Origin of the sequence: Nocardioides sp., assembly GCF_030655615.1 — a bacterium.
Lineage (GTDB): Bacteria > Actinomycetota > Actinomycetes > Propionibacteriales > Nocardioidaceae > Nocardioides.
The window spans coordinates 1-20,945 of the sequence record NZ_JAURVJ010000010.1; the positions used below are offsets into that span (position 1 = coordinate 1).

General features: G+C 71.6%; 21 protein-coding genes. 17 read left to right on the plus strand and 4 right to left on the minus strand.

Going from position 1 to position 20,945, the window contains the following annotated elements; translation table 11 throughout:
* From Q7T52_RS00755 to Q7T52_RS00830, 16 genes are all read left to right on the plus strand, one after another.
* Positions 1-862, plus strand: an 862-nt coding sequence (locus Q7T52_RS00755; protein WP_304798584.1) for an AAA family ATPase, incomplete at its 5' end; no start/stop codon positions are given.
* 249 nt (positions 863-1,111) lie between these two features.
* Positions 1,112-1,696 carry a 1-acyl-sn-glycerol-3-phosphate acyltransferase gene (locus Q7T52_RS00760; RefSeq protein WP_304798587.1) on the plus strand — a complete coding sequence of 195 codons (585 nt, stop codon included), beginning with the start codon at positions 1,112-1,114 and terminating at the stop codon, positions 1,694-1,696.
* Positions 1,697-1,747: 51 nt separating this feature from the next.
* On the plus strand, positions 1,748-3,259 hold the full coding sequence (gene dop, locus Q7T52_RS00765) for a depupylase/deamidase Dop (RefSeq protein ID WP_304798591.1): 1,512 nt from the start codon (positions 1,748-1,750) through the stop codon (positions 3,257-3,259).
* An 857-nt stretch (positions 3,260-4,116) separates the two neighbouring features.
* Positions 4,117-4,314, plus strand: coding sequence for a ubiquitin-like protein Pup (locus Q7T52_RS00770; protein ID WP_304798594.1), 198 nt, complete (start codon positions 4,117-4,119; stop codon positions 4,312-4,314).
* Positions 4,315-4,318: 4 nt separating this feature from the next.
* Positions 4,319-5,161: a proteasome subunit beta gene (gene prcB / locus Q7T52_RS00775; protein WP_304798597.1), complete on the plus strand. Its 843-nt coding sequence runs from the start codon at positions 4,319-4,321 to the stop codon at positions 5,159-5,161.
* A complete protein-coding gene (prcA, locus tag Q7T52_RS00780; protein WP_304798600.1) occupies positions 5,158-6,024 on the plus strand; it encodes a proteasome subunit alpha in 867 nt (288 codons plus the stop codon). Before prcB ends, prcA begins: the two co-directional genes overlap by 4 nt.
* A gap of 15 nt (positions 6,025-6,039) precedes the next feature.
* Positions 6,040-6,582, plus strand: a complete 543-nt coding sequence (locus Q7T52_RS00785; protein ID WP_304798603.1) for an NUDIX hydrolase — start codon at positions 6,040-6,042, stop codon at positions 6,580-6,582.
* A 74-nt stretch (positions 6,583-6,656) separates the two neighbouring features.
* Complete coding sequence (gene pafA, locus Q7T52_RS00790; protein WP_304798606.1) at positions 6,657-8,018, plus strand: Pup--protein ligase; 1,362 nt, start codon at positions 6,657-6,659, stop codon at positions 8,016-8,018.
* 134 nt (positions 8,019-8,152) lie between these two features.
* On the plus strand, positions 8,153-9,157 hold the full coding sequence (locus tag Q7T52_RS00795; protein WP_304798609.1) for an FKBP-type peptidyl-prolyl cis-trans isomerase: 1,005 nt from the start codon (positions 8,153-8,155) through the stop codon (positions 9,155-9,157).
* Positions 9,158-9,191: 34 nt separating this feature from the next.
* Positions 9,192-10,157, plus strand: coding sequence for a YafY family protein (locus Q7T52_RS00800; RefSeq protein ID WP_304798612.1), 966 nt, complete (start codon positions 9,192-9,194; stop codon positions 10,155-10,157).
* Entirely contained in the window at positions 10,154-11,188 is a 1,035-nt protein-coding gene (locus tag Q7T52_RS00805) for a YafY family protein (RefSeq protein ID WP_304798615.1), read from the plus strand. Before Q7T52_RS00800 ends, Q7T52_RS00805 begins: the two co-directional genes overlap by 4 nt.
* Positions 11,189-11,237: 49 nt before the next feature.
* Positions 11,238-11,555 carry a Sec-independent protein translocase subunit TatA gene (gene tatA, locus Q7T52_RS00810; RefSeq protein ID WP_304798618.1) on the plus strand — a complete coding sequence of 106 codons (318 nt, stop codon included), beginning with the start codon at positions 11,238-11,240 and terminating at the stop codon, positions 11,553-11,555.
* 22 nt (positions 11,556-11,577) lie between these two features.
* Positions 11,578-12,414, plus strand: coding sequence for a twin-arginine translocase subunit TatC (tatC, locus tag Q7T52_RS00815; RefSeq protein ID WP_304798620.1), 837 nt, complete (start codon positions 11,578-11,580; stop codon positions 12,412-12,414).
* A complete protein-coding gene (locus Q7T52_RS00820; protein WP_304798623.1) occupies positions 12,414-12,800 on the plus strand; it encodes a hypothetical protein in 387 nt (128 codons plus the stop codon). The genes tatC and Q7T52_RS00820 overlap by 1 nt, the downstream gene beginning before the upstream one ends.
* A gap of 77 nt (positions 12,801-12,877) precedes the next feature.
* Positions 12,878-13,771, plus strand: coding sequence for a YegS/Rv2252/BmrU family lipid kinase (locus tag Q7T52_RS00825; RefSeq protein ID WP_304798625.1), 894 nt, complete (start codon positions 12,878-12,880; stop codon positions 13,769-13,771).
* Entirely contained in the window at positions 13,768-16,551 is a 2,784-nt protein-coding gene (locus Q7T52_RS00830) for an RNA helicase (RefSeq protein WP_304798628.1), read from the plus strand. The genes Q7T52_RS00825 and Q7T52_RS00830 overlap by 4 nt, the downstream gene beginning before the upstream one ends.
* 35 nt (positions 16,552-16,586) lie before the next feature.
* On the opposite strand, the gene Q7T52_RS00835 is transcribed toward Q7T52_RS00830, so the two are convergent.
* Genes Q7T52_RS00835 through Q7T52_RS00845 form a run of 3 tightly spaced genes read right to left on the minus strand, consistent with a single transcriptional unit; the run spans position 16,587 to position 19,427 of the window.
* Positions 16,587-17,237, minus strand: a complete 651-nt coding sequence (locus tag Q7T52_RS00835; RefSeq protein WP_304798630.1) for an NAD(P)H-binding protein — start codon at positions 17,235-17,237, stop codon at positions 16,587-16,589.
* Positions 17,238-17,247: 10 nt separating this feature from the next.
* Entirely contained in the window at positions 17,248-18,480 is a 1,233-nt protein-coding gene (locus Q7T52_RS00840; protein WP_304798633.1) for an NAD(P)H-binding protein, read from the minus strand.
* A 5-nt stretch (positions 18,481-18,485) separates the two neighbouring features.
* Complete coding sequence (locus Q7T52_RS00845; RefSeq protein ID WP_304798635.1) at positions 18,486-19,427, minus strand: 5'-3' exonuclease; 942 nt, start codon at positions 19,425-19,427, stop codon at positions 18,486-18,488.
* A gap of 88 nt (positions 19,428-19,515) precedes the next feature.
* On the opposite strand from Q7T52_RS00845, the gene Q7T52_RS00850 reads away from it, so the two are divergent.
* On the plus strand, positions 19,516-19,971 hold the full coding sequence (locus Q7T52_RS00850) for an Lrp/AsnC family transcriptional regulator (protein ID WP_304798637.1): 456 nt from the start codon (positions 19,516-19,518) through the stop codon (positions 19,969-19,971).
* A gap of 57 nt (positions 19,972-20,028) precedes the next feature.
* Here Q7T52_RS00850 and Q7T52_RS00855 read toward each other — a convergent pair whose 3' ends face one another.
* Positions 20,029-20,901 (minus strand): hypothetical protein, encoded by an 873-nt coding sequence (locus tag Q7T52_RS00855; protein WP_304798640.1) that lies wholly within the window; start codon positions 20,899-20,901, stop codon positions 20,029-20,031.
* Positions 20,902-20,945 lie beyond the last annotated feature (44 nt).

The following is a 20,945-nucleotide window of genomic DNA, read 5'->3' on the forward strand; positions in this document are numbered from 1 at the left end:
GGGCAAGTCCTACTTCCTGAACATCAAGGGCCCGGAACTTCTGAACAAGTTCGTCGGCGAAACCGAGCGTCACATCCGGATGATCTTCCAGCGTGCTCGTGAGAAGGCGTCCGAGGGGACTCCGGTGATCGTCTTCTTCGACGAGATGGACTCGCTCTTCCGCACCCGTGGCTCGGGCGTCTCCTCCGACGTGGAGAACACCATCGTCCCGCAGCTGCTCAGCGAGATCGACGGCGTCGAGCTGCTCGAGAACGTGCTGGTCATCGGCGCCTCCAACCGCGAGGACATGATCGACCCCGCCATCCTGCGTCCCGGCCGGCTCGACGTGAAGATCAAGATCGAGCGACCCGACGCCGAGGCCGCCCGCGACATCTTCAGCAAGTACCTCACCGCCAGCCTCCCGCTGCACGCCGACGACCTCGCCGAGTTCGGCGGCGACCGTGACCTGTGCGTGGCTGGGATGATCCAGGCGACCGTCGAGCGGATGTACACCGAGACCGAGGAGAACCGCTTCCTCGAGGTGACCTACGCCAACGGCGACAAGGAGGTCCTCTACTTCAAGGACTTCAACTCCGGCGCGATGATCCAGAACATCGTCGACCGGTCGAAGAAGATGGCGATCAAGGACCTCCTCGACCACCAGCAGAAGGGGCTGCGCGTCTCGCACCTCCTGCAGGCCTGCGTCGACGAGTTCAAGGAGAACGAGGACCTCCCCAACACGACCAACCCGGACGACTGGGCCCGCATCTCCGGCAAGAAGGGCGAGCGGATCGTCTTCATCCGCACGCTCATCACCGGCAAGCAGGGCACCGAGCCCGGCCGGTCGATCGACACCGTCGCCAACACGGGTCAGTACCTGTAGATCTGGTCGCCTCTGGGCCTCCCGCGTCTCGCTGGCCGCCACCGCCTGGCACTGTTGCCACCGGCCTGGGTGGCGGCCGCCGAGACGCCGGGTCGGGCCGACGGCTCCGTGCGCCCTGTGGTCGGCTCGGTCCGTGGTCGGGGCGCCTTGCTGATTGTCGGGTCCCCGCGACAGCGTGCGGTCGGTCGGTCTCGGCGCCACGCGTCCGCCACGGCCCACGTCCACCGAGTGGCCCGGTAGGTTCTCCTGATGCGCCGCCACTTCCTCGTCCGCCGCACCCTGGCGCGGACCCTGCTCAAGCTCGCCCGGTGGAAGACCGAGGGCGACGTGCCGCAGCGCGGCATCCTCGTGGGGGCGCCCCACACGTCCAACTGGGACTGGGTCATCACGATGCTCCTGGCCTGGGACAGCAGCGTGCAGATCCGGCTGCTCGTCAAGCACTCGTTCTTCAAGGGGCCGATGGGCGTCTTCATGCGCGCGACCGGCGCGGTCGAGCTCGACCGGGAGAACCCCGGCCGCACGATCAAGGCCCTGCTCGCCGAGGCCGAGGACGAGACCTTCCTGCTCGGGATCGCCGCCGAGGGCACGCGCAGCAAGAGCGAGTTCTGGAAGTCGGGCTTCTACCGGATCTCGCAGCAGACCGGCATTCCCGTCACCCTCGCCTACCTCGACGCGCCCAGCCGGACCGTCGGATGGGGGCCGACGTTCGCGCTGAGCGGTGACGTCGCGGCCGACATGGACCGGGTCCGCGCGTTCTATGCCGACAAGGTCGGCATCCGCCCCGAGCTGACGACCGAGCCGCGCCTCCGCGAGGAGAAGCGGCCCAGCTGGTAGCTGCCCGGACGGAGGGCCCGCGGCCGGCACCCCTCCCGTAGGCTCGATGTCATGAGCGTCCGCCGTGTCATGGGCACCGAGATCGAGTACGGGATCTCGGTCGTCGGCCAGCCCCTGGCCAACCCGATGGTGGCCTCGTCGCAGGTCGTCAACGCCTACGCCTCGTCGACCGTCAAGGCGCGACGGGCCCGCTGGGACTTCGAGGAGGAGTCGCCGCTGCGCGACGCCCGCGGCTTCGACATGTCGCGCGGGGTGGCCGACCAGAGCCAGCTCACCGACGAGGACATGGGCCTGGCCAACGTCATCCTGACCAACGGCGCTCGGCTCTACGTCGACCACGCCCACCCGGAGTACTCCACGCCCGAGGTCACCACCCCGCTCGACATCGTGCGGTGGGACAAGGCGGGGGAGCAGGTCATGCTCGACGCCACCCGGCGCGCGGGACAGCTGCCCGGTGCCCCCCAGATCCTGCTCTACAAGAACAACACCGACAACAAGGGCGCGTCCTACGGCGCCCACGAGAACTACCTGATGCGGCGCTCGACTCCGTTCGGCGACATCGTGCGCCACCTGACGCCGTTCTTCGTGAGCCGTCAGGTGATCACCGGCGCGGGTCGCGTCGGCATCGGGCAGGACGGCCGCGAGCACGGCTTCCAGATCAGCCAGCGCGCCGACTTCTTCGAGGTCGAGGTCGGCCTCGAGACGACGCTCAAGCGCCCGATCATCAACACCCGCGACGAGCCCCACGCCGACCCGGAGAAGTACCGCCGGCTCCACGTGATCATCGGCGATGCCAACCTCTCCGAGGTCTCGACCTACCTCAAGATCGGCACCACTGCCCTGGTCCTGGCAATGATCGAGGAGAAGTTCCTCAGCGTCGACCTCAGTGTCGACGGCCCGGTCTCCGGCCTGCGCGCCATCTCGCACGACCCGACTCTCCGGCAGACCGTCACGCTCCAGGACGGCCGGCGCCTGACCGGCATCCAGCTGCAGCTCGAGTACCTCGACCTCGCCCGCAAGTTCGTCGAGGACCGCTACGGCGCCGACGCCGACGAGCAGACCGTCGACGTCCTGGCCCGCTGGGAGTCGGTGCTCGACCGCCTCGAGCGCGATCCGATGCTCTGCGCCCGCGAGCTCGACTGGGTCGCCAAGCTCAAGCTCCTCGAGCAGTACCGCACCCGCGACGGCCTCGACTGGGACGACGCCAAGCTGCAGCTCATCGACCTCCAGTACTCCGACATCCGCCCCGAGAAGGGCCTCTACCAGCGCCTGGTCGCCGGCGGCCGGATGGAGCGTCTCCTCGACCAGCAGTCGGTCGACGACGCCATGCACGACCCGCCCACCGACACCCGCGCCTACTTCCGCGGCCGCTGCCTCGAGAAGTACGCCGAGCACGTCGCCGCCGCCTCCTGGGACTCGGTCATCTTCGACCTCCCCGGCCGCGAGTCGCTCCAGCGCGTCCCCACCATCGACCCCCTCCGCGGCTCCAAGTCCCACGTCGGCGACCTGCTCGACCGGTGCGACACCGCCGAGCAGCTGTTCTCGGCGCTGACGCGCAACTAGGCCCACGGCGGCTGAGGTGCGAGCGCAGCGAGCCACGAAGCCACCTGCGCTACGTCGGCTGAGGTGCGAGCGCAGCGAGCCTCGAAGCCTTCTTGCTGTCGTGGGGCCATGGTGTGTCCGGGTCGGGTGGCCGCGCGCGTAGCAGACCGCGTCTCGGCGTCAAGGACGCCTGCGGCGCCGCTGCGCGGTCGCTGCGCGATCCTTGACCCCGAGCCTCTCGCGGTCTGCTTCTCGGCGTGCAACGGCGAGGCCTCGCAAGCTCGGCTCGCCGTCGCCTGCGCGGCCACCCGATCCGGCGGTGGGTGAGCCACCGTTCCGGGCGGCCCGAACCACTACTTCGGTGGCGTGCTCACCGCCGGGTCGGGCCGGCTCGGGTGGGCGGTCAGTGAGCCACCGTTTAGGCGGATTCGAGGGCCCGGTTCGGTGGGTGACGCACCGCCGGCCCGGGTCGGGGAACCCGCAAGGTGAAGTTCTGCGACGAAACTCCCGCTTCTGGGCCGAAGTTTCGTAGGAGAACCGGGAGAAACGTCAGGTCAGCGTGACCAGAGATGCCGGTGAGGGCTGTCCGCGCTGGACGAGGGCGCGGCGGAGCCCGCCCTTGTCTGCGCCATCAAGCATCCCGGGAGAGGCTCGCTGTCAAGGATCGCGAAGCGACCGCGCAGCGGCGCGAAGCGTCCTTGACAGGGAGGCCCGGGATGCTAGGCGCGCGGACAGCCCGACCCAGAAGGACCCCAGGTGACCAGGCCCATCCCAACGCTCACCGCACCCCCCGGCCCAGACCCCACCGCAACACCCACACCCCCACCACAAACCGGATCTCCGTCGAAACGGTCGTACCCACTGAGTAGGGTCAGAGCATGGCCCAGGAGCAGAAGCAGCCGCGCAAGTCGCAGGAGACCGAGGAGACCACCGAGGTGGCCCCCGAGAGCGACCTCGCCGAGCGCAAGGAAGCCATCGACAGCGATGTCGACGACATCCTCGACGAGATCGACGAGGTCCTCGAGTCCAACGCGGAGGACTTCGTGAAGTCCTTCATCCAGAAGGGCGGCGAGTGACGCGGTGAACGACTCCCGACTCCCGGCCGCCTACCTGCGGCCGGGCTCCTCGTCGTTCAGCGACTTCCTTGCCGACCAGGCTCCCGACCTGCACCCGGGCGGGCGCTCGGTGCCCCAGGGCAACGCCGGCGACCTCGCGCCGCACGGCACGACGATCGTCGCGGCGACCTTCCCGGGCGGCGTGATCCTTGCCGGTGACCGGCGCGCCACGATGGGCAACATCATCGCCCAGCGCGACATCGAGAAGGTCTTCCCGGCCGACGAGTTCTCCGCCGTCGGCATCGCCGGCACCGCCGGCCTCGCGGTCGAGATGGTGCGGCTGTTCCAGACCGAGCTCGAGCACTACGAGAAGATCGAGGGCTCCACGCTGTCGATCGACGGCAAGGCCAACCGACTGTCGGCGCTCATCCGCGGCAACCTCGGCATGGCCATGCAGGGCCTGGCCGTGGTCCCGCTGTTCGCCGGTTACGACCTGCGTCTCGACCAGGGCCGCATCTTCAGCTACGACGTCACCGGTGGCCGCTACGAGGAGACCGCGTTCCACTCGGTCGGCTCCGGGTCGCTGTTCGCCCGCGGCGCCCTCAAGAAGCTCTACCGCGACGACCTCGACGCGACCGGCTGCGTCGAGGTCGTGATCCAGGCGCTCTACGACGCCGCCGACGACGACTCCGCCACCGGCGGACCCGACCTGACGCGCCGGATCTTCCCGGTCGTCCAGGTCATCACCGCCGAGGGCGGCTTCCGGATGCCCGACGACGAGGTGGCCGCGATCGCCGACCGCGTCATCACCGCCCGGATGATCCGTCCCGACGGCCCCGCCGCCCCGCTGACCGGAGGCGCCCGATGAGCACCCCGTTCTACGTCTCGCCCGAGCAGCTGATGAAGGACCGGGCCGACTTCGCCCGCAAGGGCATCGGCCGCGGCCGGTCCGTCGTCGCCGTCCAGTACGCCGACGGCTTCCTGTTCGTCTCGGAGAACCCCTCCCAGGCGCTGCACAAGGTCTCCGAGATCTACGACCGGATCGCCTTCGCGGCGGTCGGTCGCTACAACGAGTTCGAGAACCTCCGCATCGCCGGCGTACGTCTGGCCGACATGCGTGGCTACGCCTACGACCGGCGCGACGTCACCGGCCGCGGCCTGGCCAACGCCTACGCCCAGACCCTCGGCACGATCTTCTCCAGCGGCGGCGAGAAGCCCTACGAGGTCGAGATCTTCGTGGCCGAGGTCGGCGACACCCCCGACGACGACCAGCTGTTCCGGCTGACCTACGACGGCCAGGTGGCCGACGAGCACGGGTTCGCGGTGATGGGCGGCCAGGTCGACCTCGTCTCGACCAGCCTCGAGTCGACCTACACCGAGCACGCGCCCCTCGCCGACGCCCTCGCCGGTGCCGTCAAGGCGCTCGGCCAGGCCGACGCCGGCGAGCGCGTCATCCCGACCGCCGACCTCGAGGTCGCGGTGCTCGACCGCACCCGCACCCGCACCCGCAAGTTCGTCCGGCTCTCGCCGGCCCGGCTCGACGTCCTGCTCGGCGAGCGCGGTCCGTCGACGCCGGCCGAGAAGTCCTCAGGCGACGGACGACGTGAGGGGGGCGGCTCGACCGTCCCGGTCGTCGACAACCCGAGCGACCCGACCGACCAGGTCAGCGGGTCGGTGCCCCCGCTCGAGGACCCGACCACGGGCGAGCCGCCGATCGCGCCCCCGTCGTGACGGCGTGATGACGCGATGACCGAGACGTCCGGGCCCGCACCCTGGACCCGGGCCGGTGACGACGAGCTCGCCTACGACGGCTTCGCCCGCATCCTGCGGCGCCCGCTGGTGCTGCCCGACGGCCGCCAGGCCCTGTGGGACATCCACGACAGTCCGGCGACCGTGTCGGTGCTGGCCTTGACCGACGACGACGAGGTCGTCCTGGTCCAGCAGTACCGTCCCGGTCCCGACCGCGTCGTGCTCTCCCTGCCTGGTGGCCTGGTCGACGACGGCGAGGAACCGGTCGCGGCGGGCGTGCGCGAGCTCCGCGAGGAGACCGGCTACGCCGTCGCCTCCGCCGAGCTCGTCGCCAGCATCGACCCGCCGAGCCACACCCGGTCGCGCCACGTCGTGCTCGCCCGCGGCGCCCACGCGGTCGGCGAGCAGCAGCTCGACGACCTCGAGGAGATCGACGTCGTGCTGCTCCCCGTCGCCGAGCTGCGCCGACGGCTGCCCGGCGGACGCCTCGGCGCGACCGAGCAGACCTACCTCGCGCTCGACCACGCCGGCCTGCTCTGACCGGGCGACCAGAAAGTTCGACGCGCTCGCTCGAGACGCTCTCCGAACTTCACGCGGCCCCGTAGGGTCGTGTCATGGACCGGCGCATCATGGGCATCGAGAACGAGTACGGCGTCACGTGCACGTTCAAGGGCCAGCGGCGGCTGAGCCCCGACGAGGTGGCGCGCTACCTCTTCCGCAAGGTCGTCAGCTGGGGTCGCAGCAGCAACGTGTTCCTCCGCAACGGCGCCCGGCTCTACCTCGACGTCGGCAGCCACCCCGAGTACGCCACGCCCGAGTGCGACGACGTGGCGGAGCTCGTCACCCACGACAAGGCGGGGGAGCGCGTCCTCGAGGGGCTGCTCCTCGACGCCGAGCAGCGCCTGCACGACGAGGGCATCGCCGGCGAGATCTACCTCTTCAAGAACAACACCGACTCCGCGGGCAACTCCTACGGCTGCCACGAGAACTACCTCGTCGGCCGCGCCGGTGAGTTCAGCCGCCTGGCCGACGTGCTCATCCCGTTCCTGGTGACCCGGCAGATCGTCGTGGGGGCCGGCAAGGTCACCCAGACCCCGCGCGGGGCGTCGTACTCGGTGAGCCAGCGTGCCGAGCACATCTGGGAGGGCGTCTCGAGCGCCACGACCCGGAGCCGGCCGATCATCAACACCCGCGACGAGCCGCACGCCGACGCCGAGAAGTATCGCCGCCTCCACGTGATCGTCGGCGACTCCAACATGAGCGAGACGACGACGATGCTCAAGGTCGCCAGCTGCGACCTCGTGCTGCGGATGATCGAGGAGGGCGTGGTGATGCGCGACCTCACGATGGAGAACCCCATCCGCGCGATCCGCGAGATCTCCCACGACGTCACCGGCCGCCGCAAGGTGCGCCTGGCCAACGGTCGCGAGGCCAGCGCCCTCGACATCCAGGGCGAGTACCTCTCCAAGGCCCGCGACTTCGTCGACCGGCGCCAGATCAGCACCCCGCTCATCGAGCGCACCCTGGACCTGTGGGAGCGCGGGCTCAAGGCCGTCGAGTCCGACGACCTCGGTCTCGTCGACCGCGAGATCGACTGGGTCATCAAGCTCAAGCTGATCGAGCGCTACCGCGCCAAGCACGGCCTGCCCCTCGGCCACGCGCGGATCGCCCAGCTCGACCTCGCCTACCACGACATCCACCGCAACCGCGGCCTCTACTACCTGCTCGAGAAGCGGGGTGCGGTCGCCCGCGTCACCACCGACCTCAAGGTGTTCGAGGCCAAGTCGGTGCCGCCGCAGACCACGCGAGCCCGCCTGCGCGGCGAGTTCATCCGCAAGGCCCAGGAGAAGCGCCGCGACTTCACCGTCGACTGGGTGCACCTCAAGCTCAACGACCAGGCCCAGCGCACCGTGCTGTGCAAGGACCCGTTCCGCGCCACCGACGACCGCGTCCAGCGACTCATCGACGGCATGTGACCTCGCTCGACTGCGTCGAGTACGGCGCCAACAGCCTCGCCTTGTAGGCTGCCGACGCTCACCGGCGCGGTCCCGCTCGTTCAGGAGACTGCCGGCGACCTGTCCACCCGAAGCCAGCATCGAAGGTTGAACCCGTGCTCCGAGGTACCCGTCCCACCGCCGCGCTCGTGGCGTCCCTCGTCGTGTCCACCGCGGCGCTGACCGCGTGCGGGACCGACACCCCCGGAACGGGTCTCGAGTTCGCCGACCGCCTCGACGCGGTCACGATCTCCGGCGACGTCGGCGACGCCAAGCTCGAGTTCAAGAAGCGCATGGAGGCCGGCGAGCTCGAGACCGAGACCCTGGTCGAGGGCGGGGGCGACGCGCTCAAGGACAAGGACGCGGTCTTCGTCAACTACGTCATCGGCAACGGCTACACCAAGACCGACGCCATCAACAGCTTCGGCGAGGACGCCTCCGCGGTCGAGGTGACCGTCGGCGCCGCCGAGACCGCCGAGCCGGCCACGCTCGACGACGTGCTCAAGAACCTGCTGCGCGACTACATCAAGCCCGGTGTCACCAAGGGCTCGCGGATCGTGCTCACCGGCAACACCGAGGCCATGTTCGGCCAGCTCGCGCAGTCCCCGGCCCTGGCGACCGAGGGCATCGGCAACGACGACGGGCTGGTCATGGTCGTCGACGTCGAGGACGTGACCGTCCTCGACGGGCCCGAGGGCGAGGTCGGCAAGAACCCCGGCTGGGCGCCCAAGATCGTCTTCAACGGCAACGGGCCGACGTCCCTCGACTTCGCGGGCATCGCCAAGCCGGCCGGCAAGGCCAAGCTCCTCGTCTCGGTCCTCAAGAAGGGCACCGGCGCCGAGGTCAAGACCGGCGACCTGCTCGTCGCCAACTACCTCGGCTCGGTCTATGGCGCCACCACACCGTTCGACGAGTCCTACAGCCCCAAGAAGCCGCTGCTCAAGCTGCCCGTCGGCTCGTTCGTCGACGGCTTCAACGAGGCCATCGAGGGTCAGACCGTCGGCAGCCGCGTGATCATGCGGATCCCGCCGGCCAAGGGCTACGGCAAGGAGGGGCAGGGCGAGACCGTCCCGCCCAACTCGACCCTGTACTTCGTCGTCGACATCCTCGCCGCCGTCTGACACCCATCGACATCTCCGACGTCGTGACCGGCCGATGAGCGCGCAGAAGACCGAGCGGTTGCTCAACCTGCTCATCATGCTGCTGGTCTCGACGCGGTTCGTCCCGAAGTCGCGCATCCGCGAGATCCTCTACGCCGACGCCGGCGACGAGGCCTTCGACAAGATGTTCGACCGCGACAAGGAGGAGCTCCGCAGCCTCGGTGTGCCCGTCGAGGTCGGCCAGATCGACGTCTACTTCGACGACGAGCCCGGCTACCGGATCCAGCCCGACGAGTTCGCGCTGCCCCAGATCGACCTGGCCGCCGACGAGGCAGCCGTCGTGGGCCTGGCCACCCGCGTGTGGGACCACCAGCGCCTCGCGCGGGCGACCACCGAGGCCGTGCGCAAGCTCAGTGCGGCCGGCGCCGAGATCGACCTGAGCGCGCTCGACATCGCCCAGCCCCGGCTGCCGGCCGACGAGCCGACCTTCGACGTGTTCTTCGAGGCGATCCTCGACCGGTCCGTCGTCGAGTTCGACTACTGGCGCACCGGCACCGACGCCCCCGCCAGGCGGCGGCTCCAGCCGTGGGGCGTCACCCGCTACTCCGGACGCTGGTACGTCGTGGGGCTCGACCTCGACCGCGACGACGAGCGGGTCTTCCGGCTCTCCCGCGTGCAGGGCGAGGCCCGCAAGGTCGGCCGCCCCGGCGCCTACTCGATCCCCGAGGGCACCGACATCTCCGCCGCGACCCGCCGACTGGCCCCCGACCTTTCCACCGAGCCGGTGGTCCTGCTGGTCCGCGACGGTGCCGCGCTCCCGCTGCGGCGTGCCGCCGAGACGGTCGAGGCCGGCGTACCCGGTCCGGACGGTGCGTCCACCTGGGACCGGCTGACCCTGACTCGTGCCTCGGTCGGCATCGCCGACGAGGTCCTCGGCTTCGGTGACGCGGTCTGCGTCGAGTCGCCGAGCAGCCTGCGCGACCAGGTCGTCGCCCGGCTCCGGGCGGTGGTCGCCCGATGAGCGCCGCGAGCCCAGGAGCGAGCGCCGCCGGCAATGCCGGCGCGGCTGGTGCCAAGGAGCAGGTCGCCCGCCTGCTCACCCTCGTGCCCTACCTCCACGCCCGCGGCACCGTCCGGCTCGCCGAGGCCGCGGCCGCGCTGGGGATCCGCCCCGAGGTCCTGCTCAAGGACCTCAAGGTGCTCTTCATGTGCGGTCTGCCCGGCGGCTACCCCGACGAGCTGATCGACGTCGACCTCGACGCCCTGCAGGACGAGAGCGGCAAGGTCCACGGCGACGGCGTCATCCGGGTGAGCAACGCCGACTACCTCGACCGGCCGCTGCGGCTGACCCCGGTCGAGGCCTCCGCGATGATCGTCGCGCTGCGCGCCCTGCGCTCGGGCTCGGCCCCCGACACCGCCGAGATCGTCGACCGGGTGCTGGCCAAGCTCGAGGGCGCTGCCGCCGCGGGGCCGACCGCCGGCGTCGTCGACGCGGCGCCCGAGGAGTCCGAGAGCAGCGAGCTGACGGCGCTCGCCGCGCGTCTCGACGACGCCTCCCGACGCCAGGTGCAGGTCGAGCTCGACTACTACGTCCCGGCGCGCGACGAGCTGTCCCACCGGGTCGTCGACCCGCGCGGCATGGTCCGCGAGGGCGGCCACGCCTACCTCGACGCCTGGTGCCACTCCGCCGAGGCCCCGCGCCTGTTCCGCCTCGACCGGGTGGCGGCGGCGCGCGTGCTCGACACCCCGGTCACCACCGAGCCGGCCGAGCCCCGCGACCTGTCCGACGGCATGTTCGCCCGGTCCGACGAGACGACCCTGGTCACCCTGCGCCTCGCCCCGGCGGCCCGCTGGGTGACGGAGTACTACCCCGTCGAGGACGTCCGTCCGCTGCCCGACGGCGAGGTCGAGGTCGACCTGCTCGTCGCCGACGAGCGGTGGCTGACCAAGCTCCTCCTGCGGTTGGCTCCGAATGCCTGGGTGACCGCGCCCACGACCTACGGCGGCGGGCTCGCACGAGCCGCACAGGACGCGCTCAGCCTCTACCAGTGAGCAACCGCGTACGATCGACGTCGTACACCTTCCAACAGATTGGGACCCCATGATCAACCCGCTGATCGGCATGCCGCAGGGCGCTGAGTGGCTCGTCATCCTCGCGATCGTGATCCTCGTCTTCGGTGCCGCCAAGCTGCCCGACCTCGCGCGGGGCACGGGCCAGGCGCTGCGGATCTTCAAGAACGAGACCAAGGGCCTGCGTGACGACGACGACGACACCAAGCCCACCCCCGAGCCCACCCCGGCGTCGGAGATCTCGGCACCCGAGGCCGTGACCCCGACCAACCCCGCGCCCGCGACGTCCATGACCGACGAGGTCCCCGTGACCCCCGAGGCCGACGTCCGCCCGACCAACAACAGCTGAGCCGGGCGGTTCGGTAGTCCCTGTGTCCATCGTCGGTGTCGCCAGGCTCTTCGTCGGCAAGCCCGTCCACGCCGTCGGAGACGACGGCCGGATGGCGCTGTCCGACCACCTGCGGGAGCTGCGCGCCCGCATCCTCAAGAGCATCCTCGTGGTGCTCCTGGGCCTGGCGCTGTCGCTCGTCTTCTTCGACCAGCTCTACGAGGCGATCTACTGGCCGATCAACGAGGCCAAGGACAACCTCCCCGAAGGCTCCAACCTGCTGACCAGCAACGGGCCCGGAGCGGGCCTGCTGATCTATCTCAAGCTGTGCGGGTTTGCCTCGATCGTGCTTACGAGCCCGTTCTGGCTCTACCAGATCTGGGCGTTCATCATGCCCGGGCTGCACCCGCGCGAGCGCAAGTGGTCGCGGGTCTTCGCCGCGATCGCCGGCCCGCTGTTCTTCGCCGGCGTGGCACTCGGCTACGTGACGCTGCCCAAGGGCCTCGAGATCCTGATCGGGTTCAACCCCGACGGGCTGACCAACCTCGTCGACTTCGACGGCTACCTGTCGTTCTTCAGCCGCACGCTGCTCGTCTTCGGCATCTCGTTCGAGATCCCGTTGTTCGTCGTGCTGCTCAACCTCGCCGGCGTGATCAAGGGCAAGACGCTCGGGGCGCACCGGCCCTGGATCATCGTCGGCGTCTTCATCTTCGCCGCGATCGCGACGCCGTCGGCCGACCCGTTCACCATGACCCTGATGGCCGTGCCGATGGTCGTGCTCTTCCTCATCTCCGAGATCATCGCCCGCTACAACGACCGCCGCCGCGCCAAGCGCAACCCGTTCGCCGGCCTCGACCCCGACGAGATCTCCACCATCTGATGGCTGACCCGGTGGCGGTCGACCCGTTCGACCTGCCCGAGGCCCTCGGCACCGCCGACGTCGTGTGGCGCGCCGACGACGGCCTGACGGGCCACCTGGTCCGCGGGACCCTCGAGCCGACCGGCGGCGACCCGCTGCCCTGCGACCTGCTCGCGGTCGACGACGCCTACCCGTTGCCCGTCGCCGACGAGGGCACCCGGCTCGTGGTCCACCAGGCCTGGCGGCACGGCCAGGTCCACCTGGCGTCCTACGACGGCCGCGTGACGCTGCTCGTCCCCGGCACCGCCTTCACCGCCGAGGTCGTGCTCGACGCCGTCAGCCGCTTCGCCAAGGCCCTCGGCGCCGCCCCGTCGTCCTACGCCGTCCTCCTCCGCCTCGGCTCCTGACGCCGACCCGTCGCGTGGACGCGACGGGTCAGCGTGGTGGCGGGCGACGGTTGACGGCGCCCGACTAGGCTCGGGGCGTGTCCTCGGCCAGGCGTGAGATCGCGCTGCTCGTCAACCCCACCGCCGGCAAGGGCCGGGCGGCGCGGGTGGTCGACGCCGTCCTCCCGCGGCTGCGCAGCGCGGGGCTGACGATCCGGATGCTGGTCGGCGACAGCGCCGACGAGTCCCTCGACCTGGCCCGGGCCGCCGTGGGCGAGGGCGTCGACGCGCTGGTCGTCGTCGGCGGCGACGGGATGGTCAACATCGGTCTGCAGGCGACCGCCGGGACGACCACGCCGCTGGGCGTCGTACCGGCCGGCACCGGCAACGACGTCGCCCGCTACGTCGGGCTGCACCGCAAGGACCCGCTCGGGGCGGCCGACCGGATCGTCCGCACGATCACCACGGGGGAGCGGCGCACGCTCGACCTGGCGCGCACCGGCGGGCGCTACTACGCGACCGTGATGGCGGCGGGGTTCGACGCCGTCGTCAACGAGCGGGCCAACAAGATGGCCTGGCCCAAGGGTCAGATGCGCTACAACCTCGCCACCCTGCTCGAGCTGCGGACCTTCACCCCGCTGCCCTACGTGCTCGACCTCGACGGCACGACCCGCACCACCGAGGCGATGCTCGTCGCGGTCGGCAACGGGCCGTCGTTCGGCGGCGGCCTGCGGATCGCCGAGGGCGCCAGCCTCGACGACGGCCTGCTCGACGTGGTCGTCATCAAGCCGATGAGCAAGGCCGAGCTCGTGCGCACCTACCCCCGGCTCTTCAGGGGCACCCACACCACGCACCCGCAGTACGAGCGTCACCAGGTGCGACGGGTCACCGTCGCCGCCCCCGGCATCGTCGGGTACGCCGACGGCGAGCGCTTCGGGCCGCTGCCGCTGACCATCGAGTCCGTCCCTGCTGCCCTGGAGGTTCTCGCATGACTGAGGAGATCACCGCCGCCGAGCGCTACGCGGAGTCACGGCGTACGGCGAAGCACCCGGTCCTGCACGACTTCGCCGCCCACTACGAGTTCCCGCTCGACGACTTCCAGGAGCGGGCCTGTCGCGAGATCGAGGAGGGCCGCGGCGTGCTGGTCGCGGCGCCGACCGGCTCGGGCAAGACGGTCGTGGGCGAGTTCGCCGTCCACCTCGCGATCAGCACCGGCCGCAAGGCGTTCTACACGACGCCGATCAAGGCGCTGTCCAACCAGAAGTACCACGACCTCGTCGCCCGCTACGGCCCCGAGCAGGTCGGCCTGCTGACCGGCGACAACGTCGTCAACGGCGAGGCGCCGATCGTCGTGATGACGACCGAGGTGCTGCGCAACATGCTCTACGCCGGCTCGCGGACCCTCATCGGGCTCGGCTTCGTGGTGATGGACGAGGTGCACTACCTCGCCGACCGCGCCCGTGGCGCCGTGTGGGAGGAGGTCATCATCCACCTCCCGGAGTCGGTGACCCTGGTGTCGCTGTCGGCGACCGTCTCCAACGCCGAGGAGTTCGGCGAGTGGCTGGCGACCGTGCGCGGCGAGACCACGACGATCGTCGAGGAGCGGCGTCCCGTTCCGCTCTACCAGCACGTGATGGTCGGCCGGCGCCTGCTCGACCTCTTCGCCTCTTCCGACGTCGACGCCGCCGCCGGCTTCGTCAAGGAGGGCGCACCGGTCAACGACGAGCTGCTCAAGGTCGCCCGCGACGACTGGGCCGCCTCGCGGATCAAGGACCGGCGGACGCCGAAGGGGTCGCGGACGGGTGGTCCGCGCCAGCCCGCCAACACCCGGCGGATCTGGATCCCCAGCCGGCCCGACGTCATCGACCGGCTCCAGCGCGAGCGCCTGCTGCCGGCCATCGTGTTCGTCTTCAGCCGGGTCGGCTGCGACGCTGCGGTCACGCAGTGCCTCGCGGCCGGCGTGCACCTGACGACGCCGGCCGAGCGGGACGAGATCATCACCTACGTCGAGGGTGCGTGCCGGCACCTGCCGTCCGACGACCTCCACGTGCTCGGCTACCACGACTTCCTCGAGGGGCTGTCGCGCGGCGTGGCCGCCCACCACGCCGGGATGCTGCCCGCGTTCAAGTCGGTCGTCGAGGAGCTCTACCTCCGCGGGCTCTGCAAGGTCGTCTTCGCCACCGAGACCCTCGCGCTCGGCATCAACATGCCCGCGCGCACCGTGGTGATCGAGAAGCTGTCGAAGTGGAACGGCGAGACCCACGCCGACATCACGCCGGGGGAGTACACCCAGCTCACCGGCCGCGCCGGCCGCCGCGGGCTCGACGTCGAGGGGCACGGCGTCGTGCTGTGGCAGCCGGGCACCAACCCGCGCGACCTCGCCGGCCTCGCCTCGACCCGCACCTACCCGCTCCGCTCGTCGTTCCGGCCGTCCTACAACATGGCGGTCAACCTGGTGCACCAGTTCGGCCGCGACCGGTCGCGCGAGCTGCTGGAGCAGTCCTTCGCCCAGTTCCAGGCCGACAAGGCGGTCGTCGGGCTGGCGCGCCAGCTGACCAAGAGCGACGACGCGCTGGCCGGCTACGTCGAGGCCGCGACCTGCCACCTCGGCGACTTCATGGAGTACGCCCGCATCCGCAACCGCATCAGCGAGGTCGAGAAGACAGCCAGCCGGTCGCGTCGTACCGACCGACGCGAGGAGGTCGTCGAGTCGCTGCGCGTGCTCAAGGTCGGCGACGTCATCCAGGTCCCGGTCGGCAAGTTCGCCGGGTACGCCGTCGTGGTCGACCCGGGCTGGACGCCCGACAACCCGCGCCCGATGGTCGTCACCGCCGATCGCCAGGCCCGCCGGCTGGCGATGATCGACTTCCCGACCCCGGTCGCCGCGGTGACGCGGATGAAGGTGCCCAAGAGCTTCAACGGCCGCAACCCCCAGATGCGCCGCGACCTGGCCAGCGGGCTGCGCGACAAGACCCACGGGCTGGTCCCGCCGCCGCCCGGCCAGGGGCGCCCCGGCGCTCCGCGCCCGGCGGGCGTCGAGCACGAGATCGACACCCTGCGCGCCCAGCTCAAGGCTCACCCCTGCCACGGCTGTCCCGAGCGCGAGGACCACTCCCGGTGGGCCGAGCGGTGGTTCAAGCTCGACCGCGACGCCGCCACCCTGCGCCGCCGGATCGAGCAGCGGACCAACACGGTGGCCCGCCAGTTCGACCGGGTCTGCGAGGTCCTCACGGCCCTCGACTACCTCGACGGCGACACCGTGACGGACCGCGGCCGCCACCTGATGCGCCTCTACGGCGAGATGGACCTGGTCGCGGCCGAGGCGCTGCGCCTGGGGCTGTGGGACCAGCTGACGCCGTCGGGCCTCGCGGCTGCACTGTCGGCCCTGGTCTTCGAGACCCGTCGCGCGGACGACGGCCGGGTGCCGCGCGTGCCCGGGGGCGAGATCGGCGAGGCGCTCGAGGAGACCCGGCGGCTGTGGGTCGAGCTCGACGCGCTGGAGCGCGCGCACAAGCTCGACTTCCTGCGCCCCCCGGACATCGGGTTCGCCTGGATGGCCTACCGCTGGGCCGAGGGCGACGACCTCGACGACCTGCTCGGCCCGAGCGACCTGTCCGCGGGTGACTTCGTGCGCTGGACCAAGCAGCTCCTCGACCTCGCGGGCCAGGTCGCTGACGCCGCGGGTGACAGCCCCCTGCGTCGTACGGCCCGGGAGCTGTCCCAGCTCGTCAAGCGGGGCGTCGTCGCCTACTCCGGCCTCGCCGAGGACTGACCCGGCGACCACCCGCGGGCCTCGAGGGGGATGGTTCAGGCGCGGACGGCGTCGGCCACGGGGACGTCGCCGCCGACGAGGTTCCACTGCTGGCCGATGGTGGAGTCGACGTCGATGACGGCGGCGAGCACGGCGGCGACGTCGGCGCGGGTGACCTCGCCGCGGGGGACGTCGGGGCCGAGGGCGACGAGGCCGGTGGCGGGGTCGTCGGTGAGACCGCCGGGGCGGATGATCGTCCACTCGAGGTCGGTCGCGCGCAGGGCGGCGTCGGCGTCGCGCTTGGCCTCGACGTAGGCGCGCCACACGTCGGAGGTGTCGTCGGGGAGGGGCTCGTCGACGTCGATGGCGGAGAGCTGCACGAACCGGCGTACGCCGGCGAGCCGCGCGCCCTCGGCCGACTTCAGCGAGCCCTCGAGGTCGACGGTCCGCTTGCGCTCGATGCTGCCGTCACCCCCGCCGCCGGCGGCGAAGACCACGACGTCGCAGCCCTCGAACGCCGCCGCGAAGGCGGCCGCGTCGTCGGCCTCGATGTCGAGCAGTCGCACCTCGGCGCCGCGTCCCTCGAGCTCCTCGCGGTAGGCCTCGCGGCGCACCAGCGCGACCGCCTCGTGCGACGTGCGACGCAGCTCGACCAGCAGGTGCTGGGCCACTTGTCCATGGCCCCCGACGACAGCGATGCGACTCATGGCCTCGACGTTACGAGCCCGCTGGTGAGCCCGAGGCCGGGGCGCCGGCGATGAGCCAGGCGGCGCCGACCGAGTCCTCGTCGCGCACGGCGGCGGCGACGACCTCGGCGAGGTCGGCGCGCGGGACGGGACCGGGCGCGACGTCGAGGCCGAGCACCACCTCGCCCGTCGGCGCGTCGTCGGTGAGCAGGCTCGGTCGGAACGCCGTCCACGCGAGCCCGCTCGACGCGGCGAGGCCGACGAGCTCGTCGCCGTTCCAGACCCCGGGGACAAGCAGGAGCCGCTCGACGCTGGCGCGGCGGGCCGCCTCGACGACGACGGCCGGCGAGGTCGGGGCCAGGTGCACCACCGCCGCGCAGCCGCGTAGCGCGTCGGCCACGGCCGTCGGGCCCTGCTCGAGGTCGACCATCCGCACCTCGGCGCCGAGCCGCTCGAGGTCGGCCCGGTGGGCCTCGTTGCGCACGAGCGCGACCGGGGCGGCCGTGTCGCGTCGGCCGAGTGCCTCGACGACCAGCCGCCCGAGACGACCATGGGCGCCGACGACGGCGACCCGGGGGCTGTCCGGCCAGGCGTCGGGCGTCGCGCGGTTGGACCACGGCAGGGCCGTGCCGGTGAGGATCGGGGTGTCGGGCTGGTGGGCACGCAGCCACGCGAGCGCGCCCGCGTGGTCGGTGGCGCCCACCTCGCCGAGCAGCACGGTGCGCACCTGCGACGGCGTCAGCCCGAGCATCCGGGCGGCCTGCGCGAGGTGGGGCCCGACGAACGGGCCGGCGTCGAGGAGCCGGTCGTCGGCGAGGGTGAACCGGAGGACCTCGAGCGGCACCTCGGCGCCGAGCGGCTTGACCGCCCGCAGGTCGAGGGTCGAGTGGGTGACGGCGCTGACCCAGCCCCACGGGACCGTCGTCCAGCCGAACTGGTCGGGCTGGTCGGGCTGGTCGGGCTGGTCGGGCGCGCCCATCCCCTCGTGGAGGTGCACGCCGTCGGCGTCGAGCCGGGCGAGCACCTCCGGCTGCGCGAGGGCCCGCAGCCCCCGGACCGCACGCACACCGGTCGTGGCGCCGTAGACACCGACCCCGCCGATGACCGCCGCCACGAACGCGTCGACGCCGGCGATGTCCTGGGTCAGCAGGCCCAGCAGGCAGCCACCGGCGACGAACAGCATGAACCCGGTGAACGCCACGGCCATCGCCGTCGTCCACCGCAGACCGCTGCTCGGCGCCGTCCTGATCTCGAAGGGCTCCACCGACCTCACCCGGCGAGGACCCCGAGCAGCCGGTTGGTCGGCGTCTCGAGCCCCCACTGCTCGACGAGCGCGACAAGGCGCTCGGGGTCGGCCGGGGTGCTCGGCAACGCGGTCCGGCTGCGGTCGAGGTCGATGTCGCGGGCGACCGCGACGACGGTCGGCGCCACCGCGAGGTAGTCGAGGGCCGCGTTGATCTTGGCGCGCGGGCCGGACGCCATGCCGGACCCGGGATCGGCCGCGGCGGCGACGATGCCGTCGAGGTCGGCGTACTTCTGGAGCAGCGTGGCCGCGGTCTTCTCCCCGACGCCCGCGACGCCGGGGAGGCCGTCGGAGGCGTCGCCGCGCATGGTGGCGAAGTCGGCGTACTGGCCGGCCTCGATGGCGTACTTGTCCCGCACCCACTGCTCGGTGACCTGCTCGTGCCGGCCGACGCCCTTGCCGATGTAGAGGATGCGTACGGCGCCGCCCGCGGCCCCGTCGTCGACGAGCTGGAACAGGTCGCGGTCGCCGGTGACGACGTCGACGGGCTGGCCGGCCCCGGTGGCGAGGGTGCCGATGACGTCGTCGGCCTCGTAGCCGGGTGCGCCGATGACGCAGATGCCGAACGCCTCGAGGACCTCACGCAGGATCGGCACCTGGACCTCGAGCGGGTCGGGCACCTCCTCGACGTCGGGGGCGCTGGCGACCTCCTCGACGACCCGGTGGGCCTTGTAGGACGGGATCAGGTCGACCCGCCACTGCGGGCGCCAGTCGTCGTCCCAGCAGCAGACGAGGTCGGTGGAGCGGTACTGCTCGGTGAGCCGGCTGATGTAGTCGAGCATGCCGCGCACGGCGTTGACGTTGGTTCCGTCGGGGGCTGCGTACTCGGGCATCCCGAAGAATGCCCGGAAGTACATCGACGCGGAGTCGAGCAGCAGCAGGCGGCCAGGGTCCTCGGTGCCAGTCACCCGGCGCATCCTGCCACGGTCCCGCCCGGCGACCGACCCGTGAGCGTCGTGGCCCCGCGCGGACACGTCGCGCACTACATTGACGCCCGTGACGACCGAGCTCGAGGCCACCGACCGCAAGATCCTGGAGCTGCTGGCCGCCGACGGCCGGATGTCCTTCACCGATCTCGGCAAGGCCACCGGGCTGTCGACCTCGGCCGTGCACCAGCGGGTCAAGCGCCTCGAGCAGCGCCGGCTGATCCTCGGCTACGGCGCGACGGTCAACCACGAGGAGGTCGGGCTGCCGCTGACGGCGTTCATCTCGATCCGCCCCATCGACCCGTCCCAGCCCGACGACTCGCCCGAGCGGGTTCGCGCGATCCCCGAGATCGAGTCGTGCTGGTCGGTCGCGGGGGAGGAGTCCTACATCCTCAAGATCCGGGTCGCCACCCCGGGCGACCTGGAGGACCTGCTGGCCCGCGTGCGGGCCGCGGCCAACGTGTCGACGCGGACGACGATCGTGCTGTCGACGCCCTACGAGAACCGGCCGGTCGTCGGGGCCTGACCCGCTGTGGCCAGGCCCGCGCCGGTGGCGCGGGCCCGGCTCTTCAGCGAGTGCTCGTCACCGGGAGCTTCGCGCTGAGCGCCCGAACACGTTGGCAGCGGGCACGGCCTCGACCCACCCGGTCGACCAGTCGTTGTTGGAGAAGGCCGTCGGGTTGTCGCGGATGCACATCCCGATCACATAGGAACCCGCTGCGCGAGCGTCGGAGAGCCCGCTCAGCGCGACGAGGGACCGGGTCGTCGTGACGACGACGTTCTGGTGGTAGTCGCCAGAGAAGTCCGTGAGCGCGCCACCGGCGGCGGGCTGGGTGCAGAGGGCGAGGCGGGGGATCGCGACGGTCCCGCTCACGGTACCCAGGGTGGCCGAGATGCTGGCGCTGAACCGGCTCGAGGCCGCGATCGTCAGCGGTGCGGTGTCGCCGAGGAACGTGTAGGTGGCGGCGGCCGGAGCCACCGGGACGACGCCGACCTGGTTGTCGATGACGCCGAACGGACCGGTCGGACCGGCCGGACCGGCAGGACCGGTCGCGCCAGCGGGACCGGCCGCGCCCGTGGCACCGGCAGGACCCGTGGCGCCGGCGGGACCCGTGGCACCGGCGGGGCCGGTGGCCCCGGGAGCGCCGTCTGCGCCGGCAGGCCCGGTGGAGCCGGGTGCGCCATCAGCTCCCGTGGCTCCCGTGGCTCCGGCCGGTCCGGCCGGACCAGCGGCACCGGTCGCGCCCGCAGGTCCGCGCGGGCCGGCGGGCAGCTGGCCCGCCTTGAAGTCCTTGGCCAGCAGGGAGCGGTCCTTGACGTCGAGGGTGGTGACGGTGCCGTCCTTGATCTGGGCGCCGGTGATCTTGCCGGCGGCCTCGCCGACGACGGGGTTGGTGGCGATGAGGAAACCCATCGCGACGGTGAGGGTGAGGTATCCGACGGTGCGGCGCTGCATGGTGGGCTCCTTGGTCACGTGACGGCAGCCGGACGTGGAGGGTC

Excerpts from the sequence above, each read along its gene's own strand:
- Q7T52_RS00820 (WP_304798623.1), top strand. The coding sequence starts at position 12,414 with ATGGCTGACCCGGTGGCGGTCGACCCGTTCGACCTGCCCGAGGCCCTC.
- prcA (WP_304798600.1), top strand. The coding sequence starts at position 5,158 with ATGAGCACCCCGTTCTACGTCTCGCCCGAGCAGCTGATGAAGGACCGG.
- Q7T52_RS00760 (WP_304798587.1), top strand. The coding sequence starts at position 1,112 with ATGCGCCGCCACTTCCTCGTCCGCCGCACCCTGGCGCGGACCCTGCTC.
- Q7T52_RS00830 (WP_304798628.1), top strand. The coding sequence starts at position 13,768 with ATGACTGAGGAGATCACCGCCGCCGAGCGCTACGCGGAGTCACGGCGT.
- Q7T52_RS00835 (WP_304798630.1), bottom strand. The coding sequence starts at position 17,237 with ATGAGTCGCATCGCTGTCGTCGGGGGCCATGGACAAGTGGCCCAGCAC.
- dop (WP_304798591.1), top strand. The coding sequence starts at position 1,748 with ATGAGCGTCCGCCGTGTCATGGGCACCGAGATCGAGTACGGGATCTCG.
- Q7T52_RS00785 (WP_304798603.1), top strand. The coding sequence starts at position 6,040 with ATGACCGAGACGTCCGGGCCCGCACCCTGGACCCGGGCCGGTGACGAC.
- Q7T52_RS00855 (WP_304798640.1), bottom strand. The coding sequence starts at position 20,901 with ATGCAGCGCCGCACCGTCGGATACCTCACCCTCACCGTCGCGATGGGT.
- Q7T52_RS00770 (WP_304798594.1), top strand. The coding sequence starts at position 4,117 with ATGGCCCAGGAGCAGAAGCAGCCGCGCAAGTCGCAGGAGACCGAGGAG.
- Q7T52_RS00800 (WP_304798612.1), top strand. The coding sequence starts at position 9,192 with ATGAGCGCGCAGAAGACCGAGCGGTTGCTCAACCTGCTCATCATGCTG.
- Q7T52_RS00805 (WP_304798615.1), top strand. The coding sequence starts at position 10,154 with ATGAGCGCCGCGAGCCCAGGAGCGAGCGCCGCCGGCAATGCCGGCGCG.
- pafA (WP_304798606.1), top strand. The coding sequence starts at position 6,657 with ATGGACCGGCGCATCATGGGCATCGAGAACGAGTACGGCGTCACGTGC.
- tatA (WP_304798618.1), top strand. The coding sequence starts at position 11,238 with ATGATCAACCCGCTGATCGGCATGCCGCAGGGCGCTGAGTGGCTCGTC.